The following is a 17,797-nucleotide window of genomic DNA, read 5'->3' as shown; positions in this document are numbered from 1 at the left end:
TGTGACCCGGATCCGAAGGAGCCTGCCCGATGCTGACCATGTATTCGACGTCCTGGTGTGGGTACTGCCACCGCCTCAAGTCGCAGCTCGACCGGGAGGGCATCGCCTACGACGTGATCGACATCGAGCAGGACGAGGCCTCGGCCGCCTTCGTGCGCAGCGTGAACGGCGGAAATCAGACCGTGCCCACTCTCAGGTTCGACGATGGTTCGGCGCTGACCAACCCGTCGATCGTGCAGGTGAAGCAGCACCTGGCGGAGCTCGCCGCCTGATCCGCGAGCCGCGCGACGAGAAAGGGCCGTCCTCACGGGCGGCCCTTTTCTCGTCTTCAGAACGTCACGGGATGAGCGCCGGGATGCTGGAGTCCAGCAGGCCCCGCTCCTTGAGCGCGCCGTAGAGCGGCGTGCTCTCCGGGTAGTGGCCCCACTGGTGGTCCCCGTCGCCGTTGCCGAACGCGCCGAGCAGCTGCTTCTGCACCTCGTTCAGGTTCGCCCACTCCGGCCGGTTCGGCAGCCCGGCGTTCTCGTCGCGGATGGCGATCCAGCGCGGGGTGTAGCCGAAGAAGGCGCCGACACGGGTGATGTCGGAGTAGTTGTCCGACCGGGCGTGCCAGATACGGCGGTCGAACACGACCAGGTCACCCGCGTTCGCGGTGATCTGGACGGCGCCCTCGGGCTGCGGCCACGGGACGCCACGGCTCGGCGGGCCGGGCAGCCAGTTGGTCTTGTGGCTGCCCGGCAGGACGGTGAAGTTGCCCCGGCCGGTCTCGCTGACGTCGGAGAACCAGTACGCCAGCTTCACCGACAGCATCGGCCGCGGGTCGGTCTCGATCTCCCGGTTCTGCCGGCCGCCGTCCTGGTGCCAGTGCCACCATTCCTTCTGCTTCTCGTGCAGCTGGGGGTGCACGTCGATGTGCGAGTGGTACACATGGATGTTCCACCCGAGCAGCGACCAGATGTACTTGAAAGCCTTGGGGTGGTCGAGCAGGAAGGCCAGCTCGGGCACGTAGGCGATCGGCGAGAGCTGGTGCAGGGCGCCGGTCGCGCTCAGCTTGCCCTCGGCCTTGGCCTTCTCGTAATACCCCAGAATCGCGGCGCGGCCGGCCTCGATCTCGCCCTCACTCAGCACCGACGGCACGACGATGTAACCATCGCGGTCGAACGCCTCCCGCTCCTCCGCGGACATCGGCGTCCACGCCGGCGCTTCCACCTGGGTCATCGGATCCCCTCTCGTCTTTGTAAGAATGACGCACCAGGACCGTGCCCAGGTTGCCTCCTCGTTGAGGAATTCTCTGATCAGACGTCTAAACGTGATCTCCGGCACTCGCGTTGAGCCATTTCTCGATCAGGTAGAACGCGATCGAGGAACGCATCGGCAGGCTCATCGGGACACCCGAGCCGGGGTGCACGAAGCCGCCGGCGATCATCTTGGCGATGTCCTCCCGGGAGAACCAGTGCGCCTCGTCGATCTCCTCGGGATCCAGGCGCAACGGTTGCGACGGGTCGGCGGTGGCCAGGAAGCCGAGCATGAGGGAGCCCGGGTACGGCCAGGACTGGCTGCCCTCGTACCGCAAGCTCTGGATCTTGATCCCCACCTCCTCGCGCACCTCGCGGATCACCGCGGCCTCGGCGGACTCGCCCGGCTCCACGTAACCGGCCAGGCAGGAGAAGCGGGTCAGCCCGTCGGCGCCGCGGCCCCATCCCGAATTGTGGCCGAGCAGGCAGCGACCGGCCGGGCCGGCCACGCCGTCGTGCACCACCACGATCATCGCCGGGTCGGTACGCGGCCACATCAGCTCGCCATCGGGATCCGCGCGCGCCCAGCCCGCCTCCACGGCGACCGTCGGCTTGCCGGAGCGCGGCGAGAACTTGTGGCTGGCGTGCCAGTTGGCCAGCGCGGCGGCGGCCGTGAACAGCCCCGCGTCGCGGTCGTCGAGCAGGTGCCCGATTTCCCGCAGGGTGACCGCCCGCGCGTCCACGGCGGCCGGCGGGGTGGTGTCCATGGTCCAGAGCGGAGTGCCGTCGGTGTCGATGCCGAGGAACCAGCGTTCCGCGTCCGGCGCGTCGGCGGCGGGGATCAGCAGCAGCGCGACACCGCCGTCGGGGCGGTCGGTGACCAGGGCGCGGCCGCCCTTGGACAGGTCCACCACCAGGACCCGGCCGCGGGTCCAGGCCTCGGCCAGCCAGGCCTCGTCCTTGCGGTGTTCCGCGGCGCGGTCCAGGGTGGTCCGGGCGAGCGGCGGCGTCCCGGGCTGCTCACCCAGGTCGGGCTGCTCAGGCTGTTCACCAGGCGAAGGCTGCACTCCCGGCGAAGACCCCTCACCCGGCGAAGACCGCTCACCCTGGGAAGGCCGCGCGGCCGGCGACGGCCGCTCAGCCGGAGGAAGTTGCTCGGTCACTGCTCGCTACGCTCCACCACGGTAAGGGCGGCGAGTTGGGCCTCGATCTTCTCGGCGTCGCCGAGGACCACGGTCACCGCGCGGGACGGCGCGAGATGCGTCGCCGCGACGGCGGCGACCTGCTCGCGGGTGGCCGAGGCGAGGGCGGCCGAATGATCGCGCAGGTGGCCGAGGCGCAGGCCGAAGCCGGCGTAGACGGTGGCCAGTCCGGCCAGCCCGGACTGGGTGGACATGCCCAGGCGCAGCGTGCCCAGCGCGTACCGCCGGGCCTGCTCCAGTTCCTCCTCGCCGGGCGGGAGGCTGGCGATGCGGCCCAGCTCGTACGTTGTCTCGAGCAGCGACGGCCCGGTCACCTCGGTGGCCACGTCAGCCGCGGCGAGCAGCGAGGACCCGGCCACGAAGTGCTCGACCACCGAGTGCGAGCCGTAGGTGTAGCCCTTGTCCTCGCGGATGTTCTCCACCCAGCGGGACGAGAAGTAACCGCCGAAGACCAGGTTGGCCAGGGTGAGCGCGGCGTAGCCGGGATCGGTGCGGGGCAGCGCGGGCAGCGCGATCCGCAGCGAGGACTGCACCGAGCCGGGCCGGTCGACCAGCAGCAGCGGGCCGGGCCGCAGCGCCGGGGCGGGCGGGATCTCGCCGTCCCGGGCGGTGCCGCTCCAGCCGCCGAGCATCTTCTCCGCGACGTCGATGGCCTGCTCCGGGTCGATGTCGCCGACCAGGACCAGGATCGAGCCGTCCGGGCGGACCCGTTCGGCGTGCAGCTCGCGCAGCGCCTCCGGCTCGACCGCGCGGACCTGCTCGGGCGAGGGGGTCTGCACCGCGTAGGGGTGGTCCGCGAACATCCGCCGGAGCAGCGCGACCCGGGCCAGGTGGGCGGGCTGGCTGAGGGCTACCTGGATGTTGTCGACCAGGCGCTCCCGCTCGGTGGCCACCTCCTCGCCGGGATAGGCCGCGCCGGTCAGCACGCCGGCCAGGATCTCCAGCGTGCGGCCCAGCCCGGCGGCCAGCGCGTTGCCGCTGATCTGCAGCCGGTCCGGGTCCAGCCCGGCGGCCAGGCCGCCGCCGACCGCCTGCAGCTCGGCGGCGATGTCCAGCATCGTCATCGAACCGGTGCCGGTGAACAGCGCCTGGGACAGCAGGGTCGCCGGGGCCAGTGGGGCGCGGCCGAACGGGATGCGCAGCCGCACCTCGACCAGCGGCACCGCGGCGCGGCGGATCGCGATCACGGTCAGCCCGTTCGGCAGCTTGCGCTCGGCCTGCGGCGGCAGGGTCAGCTCGGTGTCCGGAATCAGGTCCGGAAGGGTCGCGGTCATGCTCCGGCTCCAGGAAGAACTTCGACGGCGGCCCGGCGCTCGGGCCGCAGGGTGGCGGCGGCGGTGACGATCTGCTCCGCGGTGACCTCACTGATCAGCCGTGGCAGGTCGTTGAGCAGTTCCGGACGGCCGCGCTGCAGCTCCAGCACGGCCATCGGCAGCGCCCGCCCGAGCACCTCGTCGGTGCCCTGCAGCAGGCGGGCGGCCATGCGGGCCTGGGTGCGCTCCAGTTCGCCGGGCCGCAGGCCGTCGGCGGCCAAGCGGTCCAGCTCCTCGTCGACGGTGCGCAGCACCTTGGTGGCGTCGCCGCCGGGCGGCATGTGCGCCTGCAGCAGCAGGGCGGTCGGGTTGCGCACCTGGTACTCGTCGCCCATGAAACCGAGGTAGCCGCCGACGTTGGTGACCGTGCGGTCGCGCTGCACCAGGCGCTCGACCAAGCGGGACGCGTCGCCGTCGGTGAGCACCTCGGCGAGCACCGAGAACGGCAGGTAGGCGTCGAAGGCCGCGATCGGGTCGGGCACGCGGTAACCGGCGGCGACCGCCGGCAGCGGGGCGATGCGATCCGTGTACGACTCGCGGCGCTCACCGTCGAGGTCCGGCTCGTCGAAGGCGGGCAGCACCGGGGCGGGCCGGGCCGGCACGTCGCCGAAGTGGCGCTCGATCATCGCGGTGGCCTGTGCCACGTCGAAGTCGCCGGCGACCGAGAGGACCGCGTTGCCGCAGGCGTAGTACTTGTCGAAGAAGCCCTGCGCGTCGGCGACGGTGGCGCTCTCCAGGTCGGCGAAGGAGCCGTAGCCGTCGTGCGCGTTGGGGAACGTCTCGAACATCACCGGTGGCAGCTTCAGCCAGGGGAACCCGCCGTACGGCCGGTTCAGCACGTTCACCCGGATCTCCTCCTTGACCACGTCGACCTGGTTGCGCAGGTTCTCCTCGGTCAGGCGGGGGCCGCACATCCGGTCGGCCTCGAGGAAGAGCGCCCGTTCCAGAGCGCCGGACGGGAGCGCCTCGAAGTAGTCGGTGTAGTCCAGGTGGGTCGACCCGTTGAAGCTGCCGCCGGCGCCCTGCACGTGCCGGAAGTGAGCCAGCTTCTCCAGGTTGGCCGAGCCCTGGAACATCAGGTGCTCGAAGAGGTGGGCGAAGCCGGTGCGGCCCTCGGGCTCGCTGCGGATGCCGACGTCGTAGACGACGGACACCCCGACGACCGGGGCGCTGCGGTCCGGGGAGAGGACCACGCGCAGACCGTTGGCGAGGGTGAACCGCTCGACCGGATATTTCGTCGCGGGAATCTGGATTCTGGACGCCACCAGGTGACATTAGCGCGCTGCGTGACCACCCGCGGGACTACGTGTGGCGGCCCGGCCGGAGTCCCGTCATGCGGCCGGGCGCTTGACGCATGAAACCCATCTGCTCCACTATTCCCATGCAACAGATAGATTAAGCGAAGATTGATCCACCGGGAGGGGGCTCCGCCGTGTACGTCTCGGCACGCACGGACTACGCCGTCCGCGCCATGCTCGCCGTCACCGCGGCCCACCCACGTCTGGTCAAGGCCGCCGGGCTGGCGGCCGCGCAGGACATCCCGCTCAGCTTCCTGCAGGGCATCCTGCTCGATCTGCGCCGCGCCGGGCTGCTGCACAGCCACCGCGGGGTGGACGGCGGGTACGCCCTGGCCCGCCCGGCCGAGGAGATCACCGTCGGCGACGTCGTGCGCGCCGTCGGCGGGGCGCTCACCACGGTCCGCGGGCTGCCGACCGCCACCGCGACCTATCACGGAGCCGCGATCGCGCTGCACGACGTGTGGATCGCCGTCGAAGCGGCCATCGAGGGCGTGGTCGACCACCGGACCCTGGCCGAACTCTCCACCACCTCAATAAAGACGAACTAGGAGTTGTGAGCATGAGCTCCCGCGCCCTTCGTGCGCTCGCCCTTGCCACGGCCGCCGTCGCGGCCACGACTGCTCTGGCCGCCTGCGGATCCGACGACGACGGCAACAAGAAGGCCGGCACCACCGCCGGCGCGGACGCCGAGGCGACGACCCTCAAGCTCGGCTACTTCCCGAACATCACCCACGCCCCGGCCCTGGTCGGCGTGAGCAAGAACCTCTTCAAGGACGCCCTCACCGGCACCGAGCTGCAGACCCAGACCTTCAACGCCGGCCCGGCCGCGCTGGAGGCGCTGCTCTCCGGCGCGATCGACGCCACCTACATCGGCCCGAACCCGGCGATCAACGGCTGGGTCAAGTCCAACGGCCAGGCGCTGAAGGTCATCGCCGGCAGCACCTCCGGCGGCGCCGGCCTGGTCGTCAAGGACACCATCGCCGGCCCGGCGGACCTCAAGGGCAAGAAGATCGCCACCCCGCAGCTGGGCAACACCCAGGACGTCGCGCTGCGCGCCTGGCTCAAGCAGAACGGCCTGAACGCCGACACCAACGGCGGCGGCGACGTCTCCATCCTGCCGCAGGAGAACGCGACAGCGGTGCAGGCGTTCGCCCAGGGCGCGATCGACGGCGCCTGGGTGCCCGAGCCCAGCCTGAGCAAGATGCTGCTGGAGTCCAAGGGCAAGCTGCTGGTCGACGAGGCGACCCTGTGGCCGAACCAGCAGTTCGTCACCACCCACCTGATCGTCAGCCAGAAGTTCCTGAAGGAGTACCCGGGGACGGTGAAGAAGCTCCTCAAGGGCCACATCGCGGCGGTCAAGTACATCAACGACAACAACGCCGACGCGCAGAAGGCGGCCAACGCCCAGATCGAGGCGCTGACCGGCAAGGCCCTCAAGGAGGACATCCTGACGGCCGCGTTCAAGAACCTGAAGTTCACCAACGATCCGATCGCGTCGTCGCTGTACACCAGCGCGCAGCACGCGGAGGAGGTCGGCCTGCTCAAGAAGGTGGACCTCAAGGGCATCTACCACCTCGGTCCGCTGAACGAGCTGCTCAAGGCCGACGGTCAGCCGACGGTCAGCGACGCCGCGGCGGCATCCTGACGGAATCGACAGGAGGGCGAGTCAGAACATGAGCATCCTCGAAACCACCGGCGTCCGTACCGAATCGGTCGTACACATCGAGAACGTCTCCAAGACGTACGGGTCGGGGAGCAACGCTCTGCTCGCCCTCGACCGGGTCTCCCTCGACGTCCAGCGGGGCGAGTTCGTCTGCCTGCTGGGCGCCTCCGGCTGCGGCAAGAGCACGCTGCTCTCGCTGGTCGCCGGGCTGGACCGGATCAGCGGCGGCACTCTGGACACCGGCGGCCGCAAGGTCGCGCTGATGTTCCAGGAGGCCGCCCTCTTCCCCTGGCTCTCCGTCTCCGGCAACGTCGAGCTGCCGCTGCGGCTGCAGGGCATCGGCAAGGCGGAGCGCCCCAAGCGCGCCGCCGAGCTGCTGGAGGTGGTCCGGCTCGGCGGCTTCGCCGACAAGCGGCCGCACGAGCTCTCCGGCGGCATGCGGCAGCGCGTCGCGCTGGCCCGGGCGCTCGCCCAGAACGCCGACGTGCTGCTGATGGACGAGCCGTTCGGCGCGCTCGACGCGATGACCCGGGACATCCTGCACGACGAGCTGGAGCGGATCTGGCGCGAGCAGAACCTGACCGTCCTGTTCGTGACCCACAACGTGCGCGAGGCGGTCCGCCTCGGCGACCGGGTCGTCCTGCTGAGCAGCCGGCCCGGCCGGGTGATCGAGGACTTCACGATCGGCCACGAGCGCCCGCGGCGCATCGATTCCCCCGAGGTCTCCGCCCAGGCGGGCGAGATCACCGACCGGCTCCGCGCGGAGGTCGCCCGCCATGCCAACTGAACCTCCCGCACCGATGAAGTACGCGGGCGCCCGCGCCGGTCTCGAGGGCGCATTCGCCCCCGAGACGGCGGGCCTGGGCCCGGAGCCACAGAAGATCAAGACGCTGAACCCGGACGAGGTCAGCGGCCTGGACGCTCTCGAGCTCGCCCCGAAGAGGGAGAAGGGGCAGCTCGGCCTGCGCATCTGGCACAGCGCCTGGCCGAAACTGCTGGCGATCGCCATCGTGGTGGCCCTGTGGGAGCTGGTCTACCTGGCCGAGTGGAAGCCGGCGTACGTCTTCCCCTCCCCTCTCGATGTCTTCACCACGCTCAAGGACCTGGTCACCACACCGGACTTCTGGGACGGCGTACGGCTGACCATGACCCGGGCGATCACCGGTTTCGCGCTGGCCGTGGCGATCGGCACGGTCGTCGGCGCGGCGGTGTCCCGCTTCGCGCCGCTGCGGGCCGCGATCGGCTCGCTGATCACCGGCCTGCAGACGATGCCGTCGATCATGTGGTTCCCGCTGGCCATCCTGCTGTTCCAGCTCGGCGAGCAGGCGATCATGTTCGTGGTCGTCATCGGTGCCGCGCCGTCCGTGGCGAACGGCCTGATCAGCGGCATCGACTACGTGCCCCGGACCTGGCTGCGGGTGGGCCAGGTGATGGGCATGAAGGGGCTGGACCGGTACCGGCATCTGATCCTGCCGGCCTCGCTGCCGTCCTTCGTCTCCGGGCTCAAGCAGGGCTGGGCGTTCTCCTGGCGCAGCCTGATGGCCGGTGAACTGCTGGTCATCGTGCCCGGCACGGTCTCCGTGGGCGTCCGGATGCAGAACGCCAGGGATCTCTCGGACACCCCGCTGGTGATCAGCTACATCCTGGTCGTGCTGGTCATCGGCATCCTGATCGACCAGCTGTTCAACGCGGCGGACAACGCGCTGCGCAAGCGCTGGGGCCTGACCGGCACCTGATCGGGGGCGTGGTGGCCCCGGCCGGTTCCGAGCGTCCGGGGCCGTGGTCGGACGGACTGGCCGGGCAGCCCGCGGCCACCTCGTCCGAGGCCACCGGCCGCCCCTCGGCCCAGTCCGGCCCCCGGCCCGGCATCCGGCAGCGCGCCGGCCCCCGGCGCGGACGGCTGGACCGGGGCCTAGAGCGCCCGGACCGACCGCAGCACGTCGTCGATCACGTAGTCCAACTGCTTGTGCGTGCCCGGGATGGACACGTAGAGAACGGCCGCCGCAGGCTTGCCGACGTCGATGACCGCCACCGCCGAAAGCTCGTCGGTGGCGGACAGGCCGGCCGCTCGGAAGTGCAGCCGGAACTCGCTCACCCAGGCCGGCCGCCCGCCCAGCGTGGTCAGCTCGTCGCGGATCGGGTCCAGCGTGTTGGGCTGCGGGTAGTAGCCGGCGCGGACGTCCGCCGAGACCTGCCGCCCGACACACTCCAGATCCAGCGTGACCGCGTCGTTGTCGGCCGCCGGGACCGCCGCGGACAGGATCGAGGCGTGGTACTCCCCGCCGCTGTAGGTCTCGGTCACGAAGTGCTGGCCGACCTGGTACGGCACCTTCAGCGTGCCGGCCCGCCAGATCGTGTCCCAGGTGAGCCAGGGCGCGCCGTACTTCTTGTAGGAGATGCCTGCCTTCTCGTCAACGGTCCGGTCGCCGGTGACGGCGGGCGGGGACGGCGGCGTCTTCGTGGCCGCGGCGCCGGGCGACTCGCTCGGCGCCGGGCAGGCCTGGGCCAGCGGCGGCCGGACGTCGGACGGCGCGGACTCCCGGTCCCGGAACGGGTTGCCCTCACTGCCGAAGAGCACGACCAGCAGCACGATCAGGCCACCGGCCAGGATCAACCCGGCGACGCCACCAAAGATCATCAGCTGCCGGCGGCGCTGCTCCGGCCCGGTCGGCCCGGCGGGCGGCGGCGGGGGCGGGGGCGGGGGCGGCGGGGGCGGGCCGGTCACCGTGCCCGACGACCACGCCCCGCCCGGCCGCGACCGGACGCGCTCGTACGGGTGCGACTCGGACATGCCCACCAGTGAACACCACCAGCCCGTCAACCACCGAAACGCACCTGTGGAAAAGCCGCCCGACCCAGTCGATTCCCAGAAATGTCCGCTACCGTGCTGCCATGGAACTCGTGTATCCCCCGGTCGTCGCCCTGGCCAAGACGATGTTCCGCGCCCTCGACCTCAAGATCGAGGTCGAGGGCGGCGAGCACATCCCGAGCACTGGCGGCGCGGTCCTGGCCAGCAACCATTCGAGTTACCTCGACTTCATCTTCTGCGGCCTCGGCGCCCAGCCGGCCAGACGGCTGGTCCGCTTCATGGCGAAGAAGCAGGTCTTCGACCACAAGGTGAGCGGCCCGCTGATGCGCGGCATGCGGCACATCCCGGTCGACCGCAAGGCCGGCACCGCGGCGTTCCGCGAGGCCACCGATGCCCTGGAGCGTGGTGAGATCGTCGGCGTCTTCCCGGAGGCGACGATCAGCGAGTCGTTCACCGTCAAGGCGCTGAAAACCGGCGCCGCGCGGATGGCGCAGGAGGCCCGGGTCCCGCTGATCCCGATGGCCGTCTGGGGCCCGCACCGCCTGTGGACCAAGGGGCGGAGGAAGGAGCTCACCAAGCGGCACGTGCCGGTCCTCATCAAGATCGGCGAGGCCGTGCACCTGCCCGAGGGCGCGTCGGCCGAGGCCGTCACCGCGGCGCTGAAGCAGCGGTTGAGCTCGCTGCTCGACGCGGTCCAGCGGGCATACCCGGAGAAGCCGGCGAACGACCAGGACCGCTGGTGGCTCCCGGCGCACCTCGGCGGGACGGCGCCGCTCCCCCAGCCCGCCGCCGCTGTCTGACCGATCCTGATCAGGCTCCGGGAAATCCCGGAGCCTGTTCGTTTTGTCCCGGCCGCCGTTGCCTCACGGCCCACCGCTGGTCGGGCTCGCTACTCCCGGCCGCCGTTGCCTCACGGCCCACCGCTGATCGCGGTCGTTTCACGAGATTGCTCTGGTATGGCCGGAGCCGCCCGGACCCGCCAGCCGCGGACCGGCCGCGCGGAGCATCCGGATCGGGAAGGGCCCACATCAGGCGTGGCGGGCGCAGTGGAGATCACCCGTGAGCGTGACGGTCCCGAGCGGCATCCGCGTCGCACGCGAGCGAACGCGGAACGGCGTCAGCGCCGCACGCCGGTCCGGAACGGCGTCAGCGCCGCACGCAAGCCCGGAACGACATCGGCGCCGCACCCGTGCGGGTACGGCGCCGATTTTTTTTCCACGCTGTCCGCGGCCGCCGGACGGCGGCCGCTGATCAGGCCTGGATCAGAGAGCGCGGATGTTCGCGGCCTGCGGGCCCTTCTGGCCCTGGGTCACCTCGAACTCAACCCGCTGGTTCTCCTCCAGGGCCCGGTAGCCGGACATCTGGATCGCGGAGAAGTGGGCGAAGACGTCGGCGCCGCCGTCGTCCGGGGTGATGAACCCGAAGCCCTTGTCCGCGTTGAACCACTTCACAACGCCGGTAACCATGCTCGTCTCCTCGACGGTCGATCGTTCCCGCCCATCATGGACGGAAACGAGGTGGTAAGACCCGCATTCTGTGGGTCTCGTGTCGCCGTACTGATCGCCCGTACCGGAGAAACCCGGGTTACGACAAAGAGCGCCTGGGGCAGACTTCCCCACAGGCGCTCCTGAGTACTTGGGAACCAAACTGACAACGGGTCGAGCGTAGCACGGGCAGGGAGGCCGCAAAGTGCTTGGCGTGCAAATGGCATGGCAGCTCAAGGCCGCCGGGCTGGTCTGGAAGCCGCGGCTCGGCGACCGGTTCGCGATCCCCGACCGGGATCTCGACGACGAGTTGTTCGTGCTCAGCAACATGTCGATACAGGTGCACGAGCGGCCGGAGGGGCGGATCATCGGTTTCAACGGGACGGTCGAGTGGGCGCTCGACGACGTGGAGATCGACGAGACGATCTGGCTGCCGCGGGAGGATCAGCTGCGCGAGTTGCTGGGTGGGACTTTCCGGTCACTGAGCCAGGACGCGACGGGCTGTCGCGTGCGGATCGACCTGCTCGGGGAGATCGTGGACTTTCCGGCGGCGACCGCGGAGGAGGCGTACGCCGCGGCCCTGCTCCACCTGCTGGCCGCGGCCGGCGCGGACCAGCCGGCCACTACCGGGCCTCCTTCGGGATCTCCGTGATCAGCTCGGCCAGCGCGGCGACGTCCATCAGGTCGGCCGGGCGGACGGTGACCTGTTCGCGGACATAGTGGAAGCCGGCCCGGACCCGGGTGACCGGGACTCCGGCCAGCGTGGCCCAGGCGATCCGGTACGCGGAGAGCTGAACCGCTGCCGCCTCGGCCTCGGCGCCGGACGGCCGGCGGCCGGTCTTCCAGTCGATCACGTCGAACCGGCCGCCCGGGTCGGCGAAGACCGCGTCCATCCGGCCGCGGAGCACCACACCGCCGACCGTGGTGGCGAACGGGACCTCGACGTCGATCGGGGTGCGGTCGGCCCACTCCCCGGTCAGGAACGCCTGCTGCAACTCGGCCAGCTCCTCGTCGGCGACCGCGCTGTCGTCGGCCGCGCCGGGCAGCTCGTCGATGTCGATCAGCCGGGCCGCGCCGAAGCGCTGCTCCAGCCAGACGTGGAAGGCGGTGCCGCGGCGGGCGTGCGGGGCCGGGCGCTGCGGGAGCGGACGACGCAGCGAACGGGCCAGGGCCTGCGGGTCGCGGCGGAGGACCACCAGTTGGGAGACCGAGAGGTGCGGGGGCAGGGCGACCTCGATCGGGCCGTCCCGGCGGGTGCGTTCCCGGCGCTCGGCGAGCAGCAGCTTCGCCTCCTGGCGCCAGCGGGTGACGTCCGGGTCGACCCGCGCGGAGACCCGGTCGGCGGCGGAAGCCGCGGCCACCAGAGAGGCCCGGTCGAGCGACGCCAACCCGGGCGCGACCGGATCGGGCGAACCCGGATCCTCGGGGGAAGCGGCCAGGCCCGCGAGATCGGCGGCGAGCCCGGCGCGCGCCGCGATCTCCGGATCGGCGGCCGCGAGGTCCGCGAAGGCCTCCGCCGCGGACGCGTCGGGGTCGGCGATCATGCGGCGGATCAGGTCGGCGGCCGCGGCCATCGCCGGGCGGCGCAGGCCGAGCGGGTCGGCCGGCCACTCGGCGACAGACACCACCTCGTCGCTCGGGTTGGTCTCGCCGGGCGCCGGCTCCGGCGTCCAGACGGTCACCACGCCGGCGCCCTCCGCGCAGGTCGCGCGCGCCTCCTCGAGGAAGACCGACGGCCCGCGCGGGCGCTTCACGCCGTCGCCCCACCAGTAGCCGGAGCAGAGCAGCAGCCGGCGCGGGCGGGTCATCGCGACGTACGCCAGGCGGCGCTCCTCGCGCTCGTCGTGCTCCCGCCAGGCGCGGGTGAAATCCGACAGCGCGGCGTTCACGTCCTTCTGCTCGACCGCGTCGTCCAGGTTCAGCGCGGGCAGGCCGGACGCGTCGCCGCGCAGCGGGAACGGCAGCACGCCGATGCCGCCCAGGTAGTGGTCCGAGCCGCGGACCAGGCCGGGCCAGACGCCCCGGCACAGGCCGGCCACCGAGACCACGTCCCACTCCAGGCCCTTCGCGGCGTGCGCGGTGAGGATCTGCACCGCCCCCTCCACCACGTCCACCTGGCCCGGCTCCAGCCCGCGCTCCTCCTCCTCGGCGGCGGCCAGGAAGGCCAGGAAGCCGCTGATCGTGCCGGTCTCGTTCTCGTTGACGTAGCGGGTGGCGGCCTCGCCGAGCGCGTCCAGGTGGGCGCGGGCCAGCCCGGCGTCACCGGCCGCCCAGCCGCGGACGGCCACCTCGACGTCCAGGCCGATGGTCCGCTCGATGTCCGCGAGCAGGTCGGGCAGCGGCTGGTCCAGGCGCTGCCGGAGGGCGCCGAGCTCCCGGCTGTACGCGGACAGCCGGGCGAACCCCTCGACCGAGTACTGGTGCGGGGCGCCCAGGTCGGCCATCGCCTCGATCAGGGTGGCGTCGTCGAGCGGATCCTCCTTGTCGGTCACCCGCGTCGCCGCGATCGCCCGGGAACGCCGGTGCAGGGCGACCAGGTCCCGCGGGCCGATCCGCCAGCGCGCCCCGGTGAGCAGCCGCAGCAGCGACGCGCCATCGGTCGGGTCGGCGAGCACCCGCAGCGTGCACACCACGTCCCGGACCTCGGGCGTGTCCAGCAGACCGCCCAGGCCGACCACCTCGACCGGCAGGCCGCGGGCCCGCAGCGCCTCCTCGATCACCGGGATCTGGCTACGCACCCGGACCAGCACCGCGCTGGTCGGGCGGCGGTCGAGCGGGATCTCCTCGGGCAGTGCCCGCGGCATCCCGGCGGCGATCCGCCAGGTGGTGAGCATCGAGTCCGCGATCCAGCCCGCCTCGTCGGCGTACGTCGGCAGCAACGCGCACGCCACGGTCCGCCCGCCCACCGCCTCGGCCACCCGCTCGGCCGGCCGCAGCACGCCCACCCGGGCCCGCAGCGGCGCCGAGATCACGTTCGCCACCTGCAGGATCTCCGGGCGGTTGCGCCAGCTCCGGGTGAGGCTGTGTACCCAGGCCGGGCGGCCCTCGGCGTCCGGGAACTCGGTGGGGAAACGCTCCAGGGTGCCGGCCGACGCGCCCCGCCAGCCGTAGATCGACTGGCACGGGTCGCCCACCGCGGTGACCGGGTGGCCGCCGCCGAACAGGTTGTTCAGCATCGTCACCTGGGCGTGGCTGGTGTCCTGGTATTCGTCGAGCAGGACCACCTTGTACCGTCCGCGCTCGATCGCGCCGACCGCCGGGTGGTCCCGGGCGACCAGCGCGGCGCGGGCCATCTGGTCACCGAAGTCCATCGCCTCCAGGTCGAGCTTGCGCCGCTCGTAGAGGCGGACCAGGGGCAGCAGGGTGAGCCGGTGCTGCTGCCGGCGCAGCATCTCGGCCACGTCGGAGTACATCCGGCCGGGAAACGACTGCACGTCGGCGAAGAACCGGCCGGTCCAGGCGGCCAGGTCGTCCGGGGTCTTCAGGTGCTCGGCGAGCTCGGCGGAGAGCGCCAGCACGTCGTCGGTGACCGTGCCCGGCGCGCGGTTCAGGCCGGTCATCTCCCCGGTGTACGCCCGGACCAGGGAATCCACGATCTGCCAGCGAGCCGCCTCGGTGAGCAGCCGGGCGGAGGGCTCGAAACCGCCACGCAGGCCGTGCTCGGTGACCACCCGGGCCGCGTAGGAGTGGTAGGTCGAGATGGTCGCCTCGCCGGTCAGCGCGTCGTCCCGGCCGCCCAGGCGCCGGGCCAACTGGCCGAGCCGGGTGCGGACCCGGTGGGCCAGCTCGCCGGCGGCCTTGCGGGTGAACGTGAGGCCGAGGATCTCGCCCGGATGCGCGTACCCGTTGGCGACCAGCCAGACCACCCGGGACGCCATCGTCTCGGTCTTGCCGGAGCCGGCGCCGGCGACCACGAGCAGCGGTTTCACCGGGTGCGCGACGATCGCCGCCTGCTCGTCGGTGGGCGGCGGGAGGCGGAGCAGCCGGGCCAGCTCGGCCGGGGTGTAACGGGGACCGGCGTCGGCTCTCATCGCTGATCTTTCGGGGGTTCCACGACCTGGCGGCCCTTTCCGGAGACCGGGCAGCTGGTGCGCACCGGGCAGACCCGGCACCGGCTGTTCGCCACCGCGGAGAACGTGGCGGCGGCCATCGTCTCGGCGGTGCGGCGGACCATGGCGTACGCCCACTGCGGGTCGGTAGCCTCGGTGAGCGGCACCTGCATCTGCTCGCGGGCCTCCTTGCCCGGCCCGAGCTGCACCAGGGCCGCGCCGCCGCTGTCCGTGCCGTAGTCCGCGAAGGCACCCGCGTCGACAGCCGCCTGATAGCCGGCGAGCTGCGGGTTCTCCGCCACGTCGGCGGAGAGGGCGGTGGACTTGCCGGTCTTCAGGTCGATCACCACGAGCCGGCCGTCCTCGTCGATCTCCAACCGGTCCACCCGGCCGGTGAGCTGGATCGGCCGGTTCTCGTCCTCCAGCCGGACGGTGAACTCGTGCTCGATCGCCAGCAGCCGCCGCGGGTTCGCGGCCAGCCAGCGCAGCAGCTTGTCGACCATGGCCTGGGCACGCTCCTGCTCCGGACCGGCCATCCAGCGGGCGGCCAGCTCGATCGAGTCGAACCGGGCCGAGACGTACTCCACCAGCTTCTCCCGATCGGCGTGCGCGTCCTCGGCCAGCATCGCGGCGGCGTGCACCAGGTTGCCGATGCCCTGGGCGGGGCCGGACGGGGCCGCGCCGCCGTGGCGTTCCAGCAGCCAGCGGAGGCTGCAGCGGAGGGCGCTCTCCATCGCCGAGGGGGTGACCTTGACCGGGTCGCCGTCGTCGACCAACGGGCGGTCGTCGGAGAGCGGGCGCAGCCCCCACCACTCGTCGGGATGGGCGCCGGGGACTCCGGCGGCCGCGAGGCGGGCGAGTTCGGCGGCCGCCGCGCGCCTGCGGCTGGGCGTCTCGCCCGCGGACACCACGACGGTACGGAGTTCGGCCACCAGTGAGGTGAGCGTCAACGCCCGGGGCGCGCGGCCGACCTCCAGCTCGACGTCGTGCTCCTCCTCCCCGTCCCCCTCGCCGTCTTCGCGCGCAGCACCACGCCGCGGTTCGGACGTTCCGAGAATGTCGCCCTCGGTCGGATCAGCGGACTCCGCGCCGCCGAGAGCGTCGGTCCCGGACCGGCCCACGGCATCCCCGGGCAGCGCGTCCACACCGCCAAAAGCACCCGGCTCCGGCGGGAGCGGGGCGTCGCCGGGCGGAAAGGACGCACCGCCCGCGGCACCCGGATCCGGCGGGACCGGGCCGTCGCCGGGCGGGCCGGGATCCCAGGGGTCCGGGTCCGGTGGTTCGTCCGGGGGCGGAACATCCGCATACGGATCGTCGCCCGCGCCCGGATCCCGGCGCGGACCGGCGGCGGCCAGCTCGGCGAGGAAGCGGCTGGGCTGCTCCTCGACGGCCGCGCCGCCGGCACCGGCCGAAGCGACAGCGGTCACCACCAGCCGGCGGCGGGCCCGGGTGGCGGCGACGTAGAAGAGCCTGCGCTCCTCGTCGAGCAGCGCGGACGTCTCGGCCACCACCGCCTCGGAGCCCGAGGCCGGGCGGCCGGCGACCGCGTCCACCAGGCGTTCCGACCCGAGCAGGCTGCCGCGCAGGCGCAGGTCGGGCCAGAGGCCCTCCTGCACGCCGGCCAGGATCACCACGTCCCACTCCAGGCCCTTCGCGGCGTGCGCGGTGAGCAGGCGGACCGCCTCGCCCCGATCGGCGCTCGGAGCGATCGTGTCGGCCGGCAGGTCCTGACCCAGCACGTGGTCGAGGAACACACCGACGCCCGCGCCGGGCAGGCGGTCGACGAAGCGGGCGGCCGCGTCGAAGAGTACCACCATGGCGTCCAGGTCCCGGTCGGCGGCCTCGGCACGCCACTGCCGGGCCCGGCCGGCCTGCGCCGGGTCGGTGACCCGGAGGTTGCCGGTGCTCAACGCGTACCACCGGTCGGCCAGGCCGCTGGCCCGCCAGACCGTCCACAGCACCTCCTCGGCCGAGACGCCGGGCTCGGCCGCGGCGGCGCGGGCCACGGTGAGCAGGCGGGCGATGGTCTGCGCCGGGCGGGCCCAGCGGCGCTCCACCAGATCCAGCCCGGCCGGGTCGCGGACCGCGTCGACCAGCAGCTCCCCCGACGGGCGCCGGTCGCCGGCGGCCACGGCGAGCGCCCGCAGGCCCTGGCGCAACCGCCGCTCGGCCAGCGGGTCGGCCCCGCCCAGCGGCGAGTGCAGGAGCGCGACCGCGGCCTCCTCGTCGAGCAGCCCCGGGTCCAGCGCGCAGCGCAGCAACAGCAGGAACGGCGCGACCGCCGGCTGCAGGTGCAGCGGCAGGTCCTCGGCGTGGATCACGGTGGGCACACCGGAGGCGGTGAGGGCGCGCTGCACCGAGGGCTGCTGGAGGGTGGCCGAGCGCATCACCACTGCCATCCGGGACCACGGGACGCCGTAGAGCAGGTGCGCCTCGCGCAGGGCGTGCGCGATGAAGGCGGTCTCCGCGGCCGGCGAGCGGAACGTGCGGACGACGGCCTCCGCCACCGGCCCGCCCGGAGAGATCTCGTCCCCGGGAGGCGGCGCGGCCGGAGAAGCCGGGCCGGCGGGGCTCGCGGGGCCGGTGCAAGTGCCGGAGCCGGCCGGACCGGCGACGTCAGGGGGTCCCACGGCGTCGGCGGCGCCCGCGGCCGGCGGGTCGAGCGGAGCCGGCGGGTCGAGCGGAGCCGGCGGGTCGAGCGGAGCCGGCGGGTCGAGCGGAGCCGGCGGGTCGAGCGGAGCCGG

Annotated in this window: 15 protein-coding genes; 7 read left to right on the top strand and 8 right to left on the bottom strand. The window is 72.5% G+C overall.

Features of this window, described 5'->3' with window-relative positions:
- The first annotated feature begins 29 nt into the window (after positions 1-29).
- Positions 30-272: a mycoredoxin gene (locus Asi03nite_RS26960; protein WP_203683271.1), complete on the top strand. Its 243-nt coding sequence runs from the start codon at positions 30-32 to the stop codon at positions 270-272.
- 64 nt (positions 273-336) lie between these two features.
- On the opposite strand, the gene Asi03nite_RS26955 is transcribed toward Asi03nite_RS26960, so the two are convergent.
- The 4 genes from Asi03nite_RS26955 to Asi03nite_RS26940 form a co-directional block, all read right to left on the bottom strand.
- Positions 337-1,218 (bottom strand): phytanoyl-CoA dioxygenase family protein, encoded by an 882-nt coding sequence (locus tag Asi03nite_RS26955; protein WP_203683270.1) that lies wholly within the window; start codon positions 1,216-1,218, stop codon positions 337-339.
- 85 nt (positions 1,219-1,303) lie between these two features.
- Positions 1,304-2,302, bottom strand: coding sequence for an NAD(+) diphosphatase (gene nudC, locus Asi03nite_RS26950; RefSeq protein WP_239102951.1), 999 nt, complete (start codon positions 2,300-2,302; stop codon positions 1,304-1,306).
- 92 nt (positions 2,303-2,394) lie between these two features.
- Positions 2,395-3,711, bottom strand: coding sequence for a M16 family metallopeptidase (locus Asi03nite_RS26945; protein WP_203683269.1), 1,317 nt, complete (start codon positions 3,709-3,711; stop codon positions 2,395-2,397).
- Positions 3,708-5,015, bottom strand: coding sequence for a M16 family metallopeptidase (locus tag Asi03nite_RS26940; protein ID WP_203683268.1), 1,308 nt, complete (start codon positions 5,013-5,015; stop codon positions 3,708-3,710). The genes Asi03nite_RS26945 and Asi03nite_RS26940 overlap by 4 nt, the downstream gene beginning before the upstream one ends.
- 167 nt (positions 5,016-5,182) lie before the next feature.
- Here Asi03nite_RS26940 and Asi03nite_RS26935 point away from each other — a divergent pair, with 167 nt between their 5' ends.
- From Asi03nite_RS26935 to Asi03nite_RS26920, 4 genes are read left to right on the top strand one after another with little or no spacing between them, the layout of a single operon-like run.
- Complete coding sequence (locus Asi03nite_RS26935) at positions 5,183-5,596, top strand: RrF2 family transcriptional regulator (protein WP_203683267.1); 414 nt, start codon at positions 5,183-5,185, stop codon at positions 5,594-5,596.
- 11 nt (positions 5,597-5,607) lie between these two features.
- Complete coding sequence (locus Asi03nite_RS26930) at positions 5,608-6,693, top strand: ABC transporter substrate-binding protein (RefSeq protein WP_203683266.1); 1,086 nt, start codon at positions 5,608-5,610, stop codon at positions 6,691-6,693.
- Between the two features lie 28 nt (positions 6,694-6,721).
- On the top strand, positions 6,722-7,498 hold the full coding sequence (locus tag Asi03nite_RS26925; protein WP_203683265.1) for an ABC transporter ATP-binding protein: 777 nt from the start codon (positions 6,722-6,724) through the stop codon (positions 7,496-7,498).
- A complete protein-coding gene (locus tag Asi03nite_RS26920) occupies positions 7,488-8,447 on the top strand; it encodes an ABC transporter permease (RefSeq protein ID WP_203683264.1) in 960 nt (319 codons plus the stop codon). The genes Asi03nite_RS26925 and Asi03nite_RS26920 overlap by 11 nt, the downstream gene beginning before the upstream one ends.
- A gap of 176 nt (positions 8,448-8,623) precedes the next feature.
- Here the strand turns inward: Asi03nite_RS26920 and Asi03nite_RS26915 are convergent, their stop codons facing one another.
- Positions 8,624-9,502, bottom strand: coding sequence for a hypothetical protein (locus tag Asi03nite_RS26915; protein ID WP_203683263.1), 879 nt, complete (start codon positions 9,500-9,502; stop codon positions 8,624-8,626).
- A gap of 101 nt (positions 9,503-9,603) precedes the next feature.
- Here Asi03nite_RS26915 and Asi03nite_RS26910 point away from each other — a divergent pair, with 101 nt between their 5' ends.
- Positions 9,604-10,320, top strand: a complete 717-nt coding sequence (locus Asi03nite_RS26910) for a lysophospholipid acyltransferase family protein (RefSeq protein WP_203683262.1) — start codon at positions 9,604-9,606, stop codon at positions 10,318-10,320.
- A gap of 462 nt (positions 10,321-10,782) precedes the next feature.
- Here Asi03nite_RS26910 and cspE read toward each other — a convergent pair whose 3' ends face one another.
- A complete protein-coding gene (cspE, locus tag Asi03nite_RS26905; RefSeq protein ID WP_093619181.1) occupies positions 10,783-10,986 on the bottom strand; it encodes a transcription antiterminator/RNA stability regulator CspE in 204 nt (67 codons plus the stop codon).
- Positions 10,987-11,224: 238 nt separating this feature from the next.
- Here cspE and Asi03nite_RS26900 point away from each other — a divergent pair, with 238 nt between their 5' ends.
- Positions 11,225-11,656 (top strand): pilus assembly protein CpaE, encoded by a 432-nt coding sequence (locus tag Asi03nite_RS26900; protein WP_239102963.1) that lies wholly within the window; start codon positions 11,225-11,227, stop codon positions 11,654-11,656.
- Here the strand turns inward: Asi03nite_RS26900 and Asi03nite_RS26895 are convergent.
- Both Asi03nite_RS26895 and Asi03nite_RS26890 read right to left on the bottom strand, forming a co-directional pair.
- Positions 11,628-15,035, bottom strand: coding sequence for an ATP-dependent helicase (locus tag Asi03nite_RS26895; RefSeq protein WP_203683260.1), 3,408 nt, complete (start codon positions 15,033-15,035; stop codon positions 11,628-11,630). The genes Asi03nite_RS26900 and Asi03nite_RS26895 overlap by 29 nt on opposite strands.
- Positions 15,032-17,797: ATP-dependent DNA helicase (locus Asi03nite_RS26890; protein ID WP_239102950.1), on the bottom strand; the 2,766-nt coding region annotated here is incomplete at its 5' end. The genes Asi03nite_RS26895 and Asi03nite_RS26890, both read right to left, overlap by 4 nt.

The organism is Actinoplanes siamensis (assembly GCF_016862395.1).
Classification (GTDB): Bacteria; Actinomycetota; Actinomycetes; order Mycobacteriales; family Micromonosporaceae; genus Actinoplanes; species Actinoplanes siamensis.
Note: the sequence above shows the minus strand (reverse complement) of the source record. Positions and strands in the feature narration are given on the sequence as shown.

What these genes read in the sequence shown, in the direction of transcription:
- Asi03nite_RS26960 (WP_203683271.1), top strand. Translation starts at nt 30, where the DNA reads ATGCTGACCATGTATTCGACGTCCTGGTGTGGGTACTGCCACCGCCTC.
- Asi03nite_RS26955 (WP_203683270.1), bottom strand. Translation starts at nt 1,218, where the DNA reads ATGACCCAGGTGGAAGCGCCGGCGTGGACGCCGATGTCCGCGGAGGAG.
- Asi03nite_RS26945 (WP_203683269.1), bottom strand. Translation starts at nt 3,711, where the DNA reads ATGACCGCGACCCTTCCGGACCTGATTCCGGACACCGAGCTGACCCTG.
- Asi03nite_RS26930 (WP_203683266.1), top strand. Translation starts at nt 5,608, where the DNA reads ATGAGCTCCCGCGCCCTTCGTGCGCTCGCCCTTGCCACGGCCGCCGTC.
- Asi03nite_RS26925 (WP_203683265.1), top strand. Translation starts at nt 6,722, where the DNA reads ATGAGCATCCTCGAAACCACCGGCGTCCGTACCGAATCGGTCGTACAC.
- Asi03nite_RS26920 (WP_203683264.1), top strand. Translation starts at nt 7,488, where the DNA reads ATGCCAACTGAACCTCCCGCACCGATGAAGTACGCGGGCGCCCGCGCC.
- Asi03nite_RS26915 (WP_203683263.1), bottom strand. Translation starts at nt 9,502, where the DNA reads ATGTCCGAGTCGCACCCGTACGAGCGCGTCCGGTCGCGGCCGGGCGGG.
- Asi03nite_RS26910 (WP_203683262.1), top strand. Translation starts at nt 9,604, where the DNA reads ATGGAACTCGTGTATCCCCCGGTCGTCGCCCTGGCCAAGACGATGTTC.
- cspE (WP_093619181.1), bottom strand. Translation starts at nt 10,986, where the DNA reads ATGGTTACCGGCGTTGTGAAGTGGTTCAACGCGGACAAGGGCTTCGGG.
- Asi03nite_RS26900 (WP_239102963.1), top strand. Translation starts at nt 11,225, where the DNA reads ATGGCATGGCAGCTCAAGGCCGCCGGGCTGGTCTGGAAGCCGCGGCTC.
- Asi03nite_RS26895 (WP_203683260.1), bottom strand. Translation starts at nt 15,035, where the DNA reads ATGAGAGCCGACGCCGGTCCCCGTTACACCCCGGCCGAGCTGGCCCGG.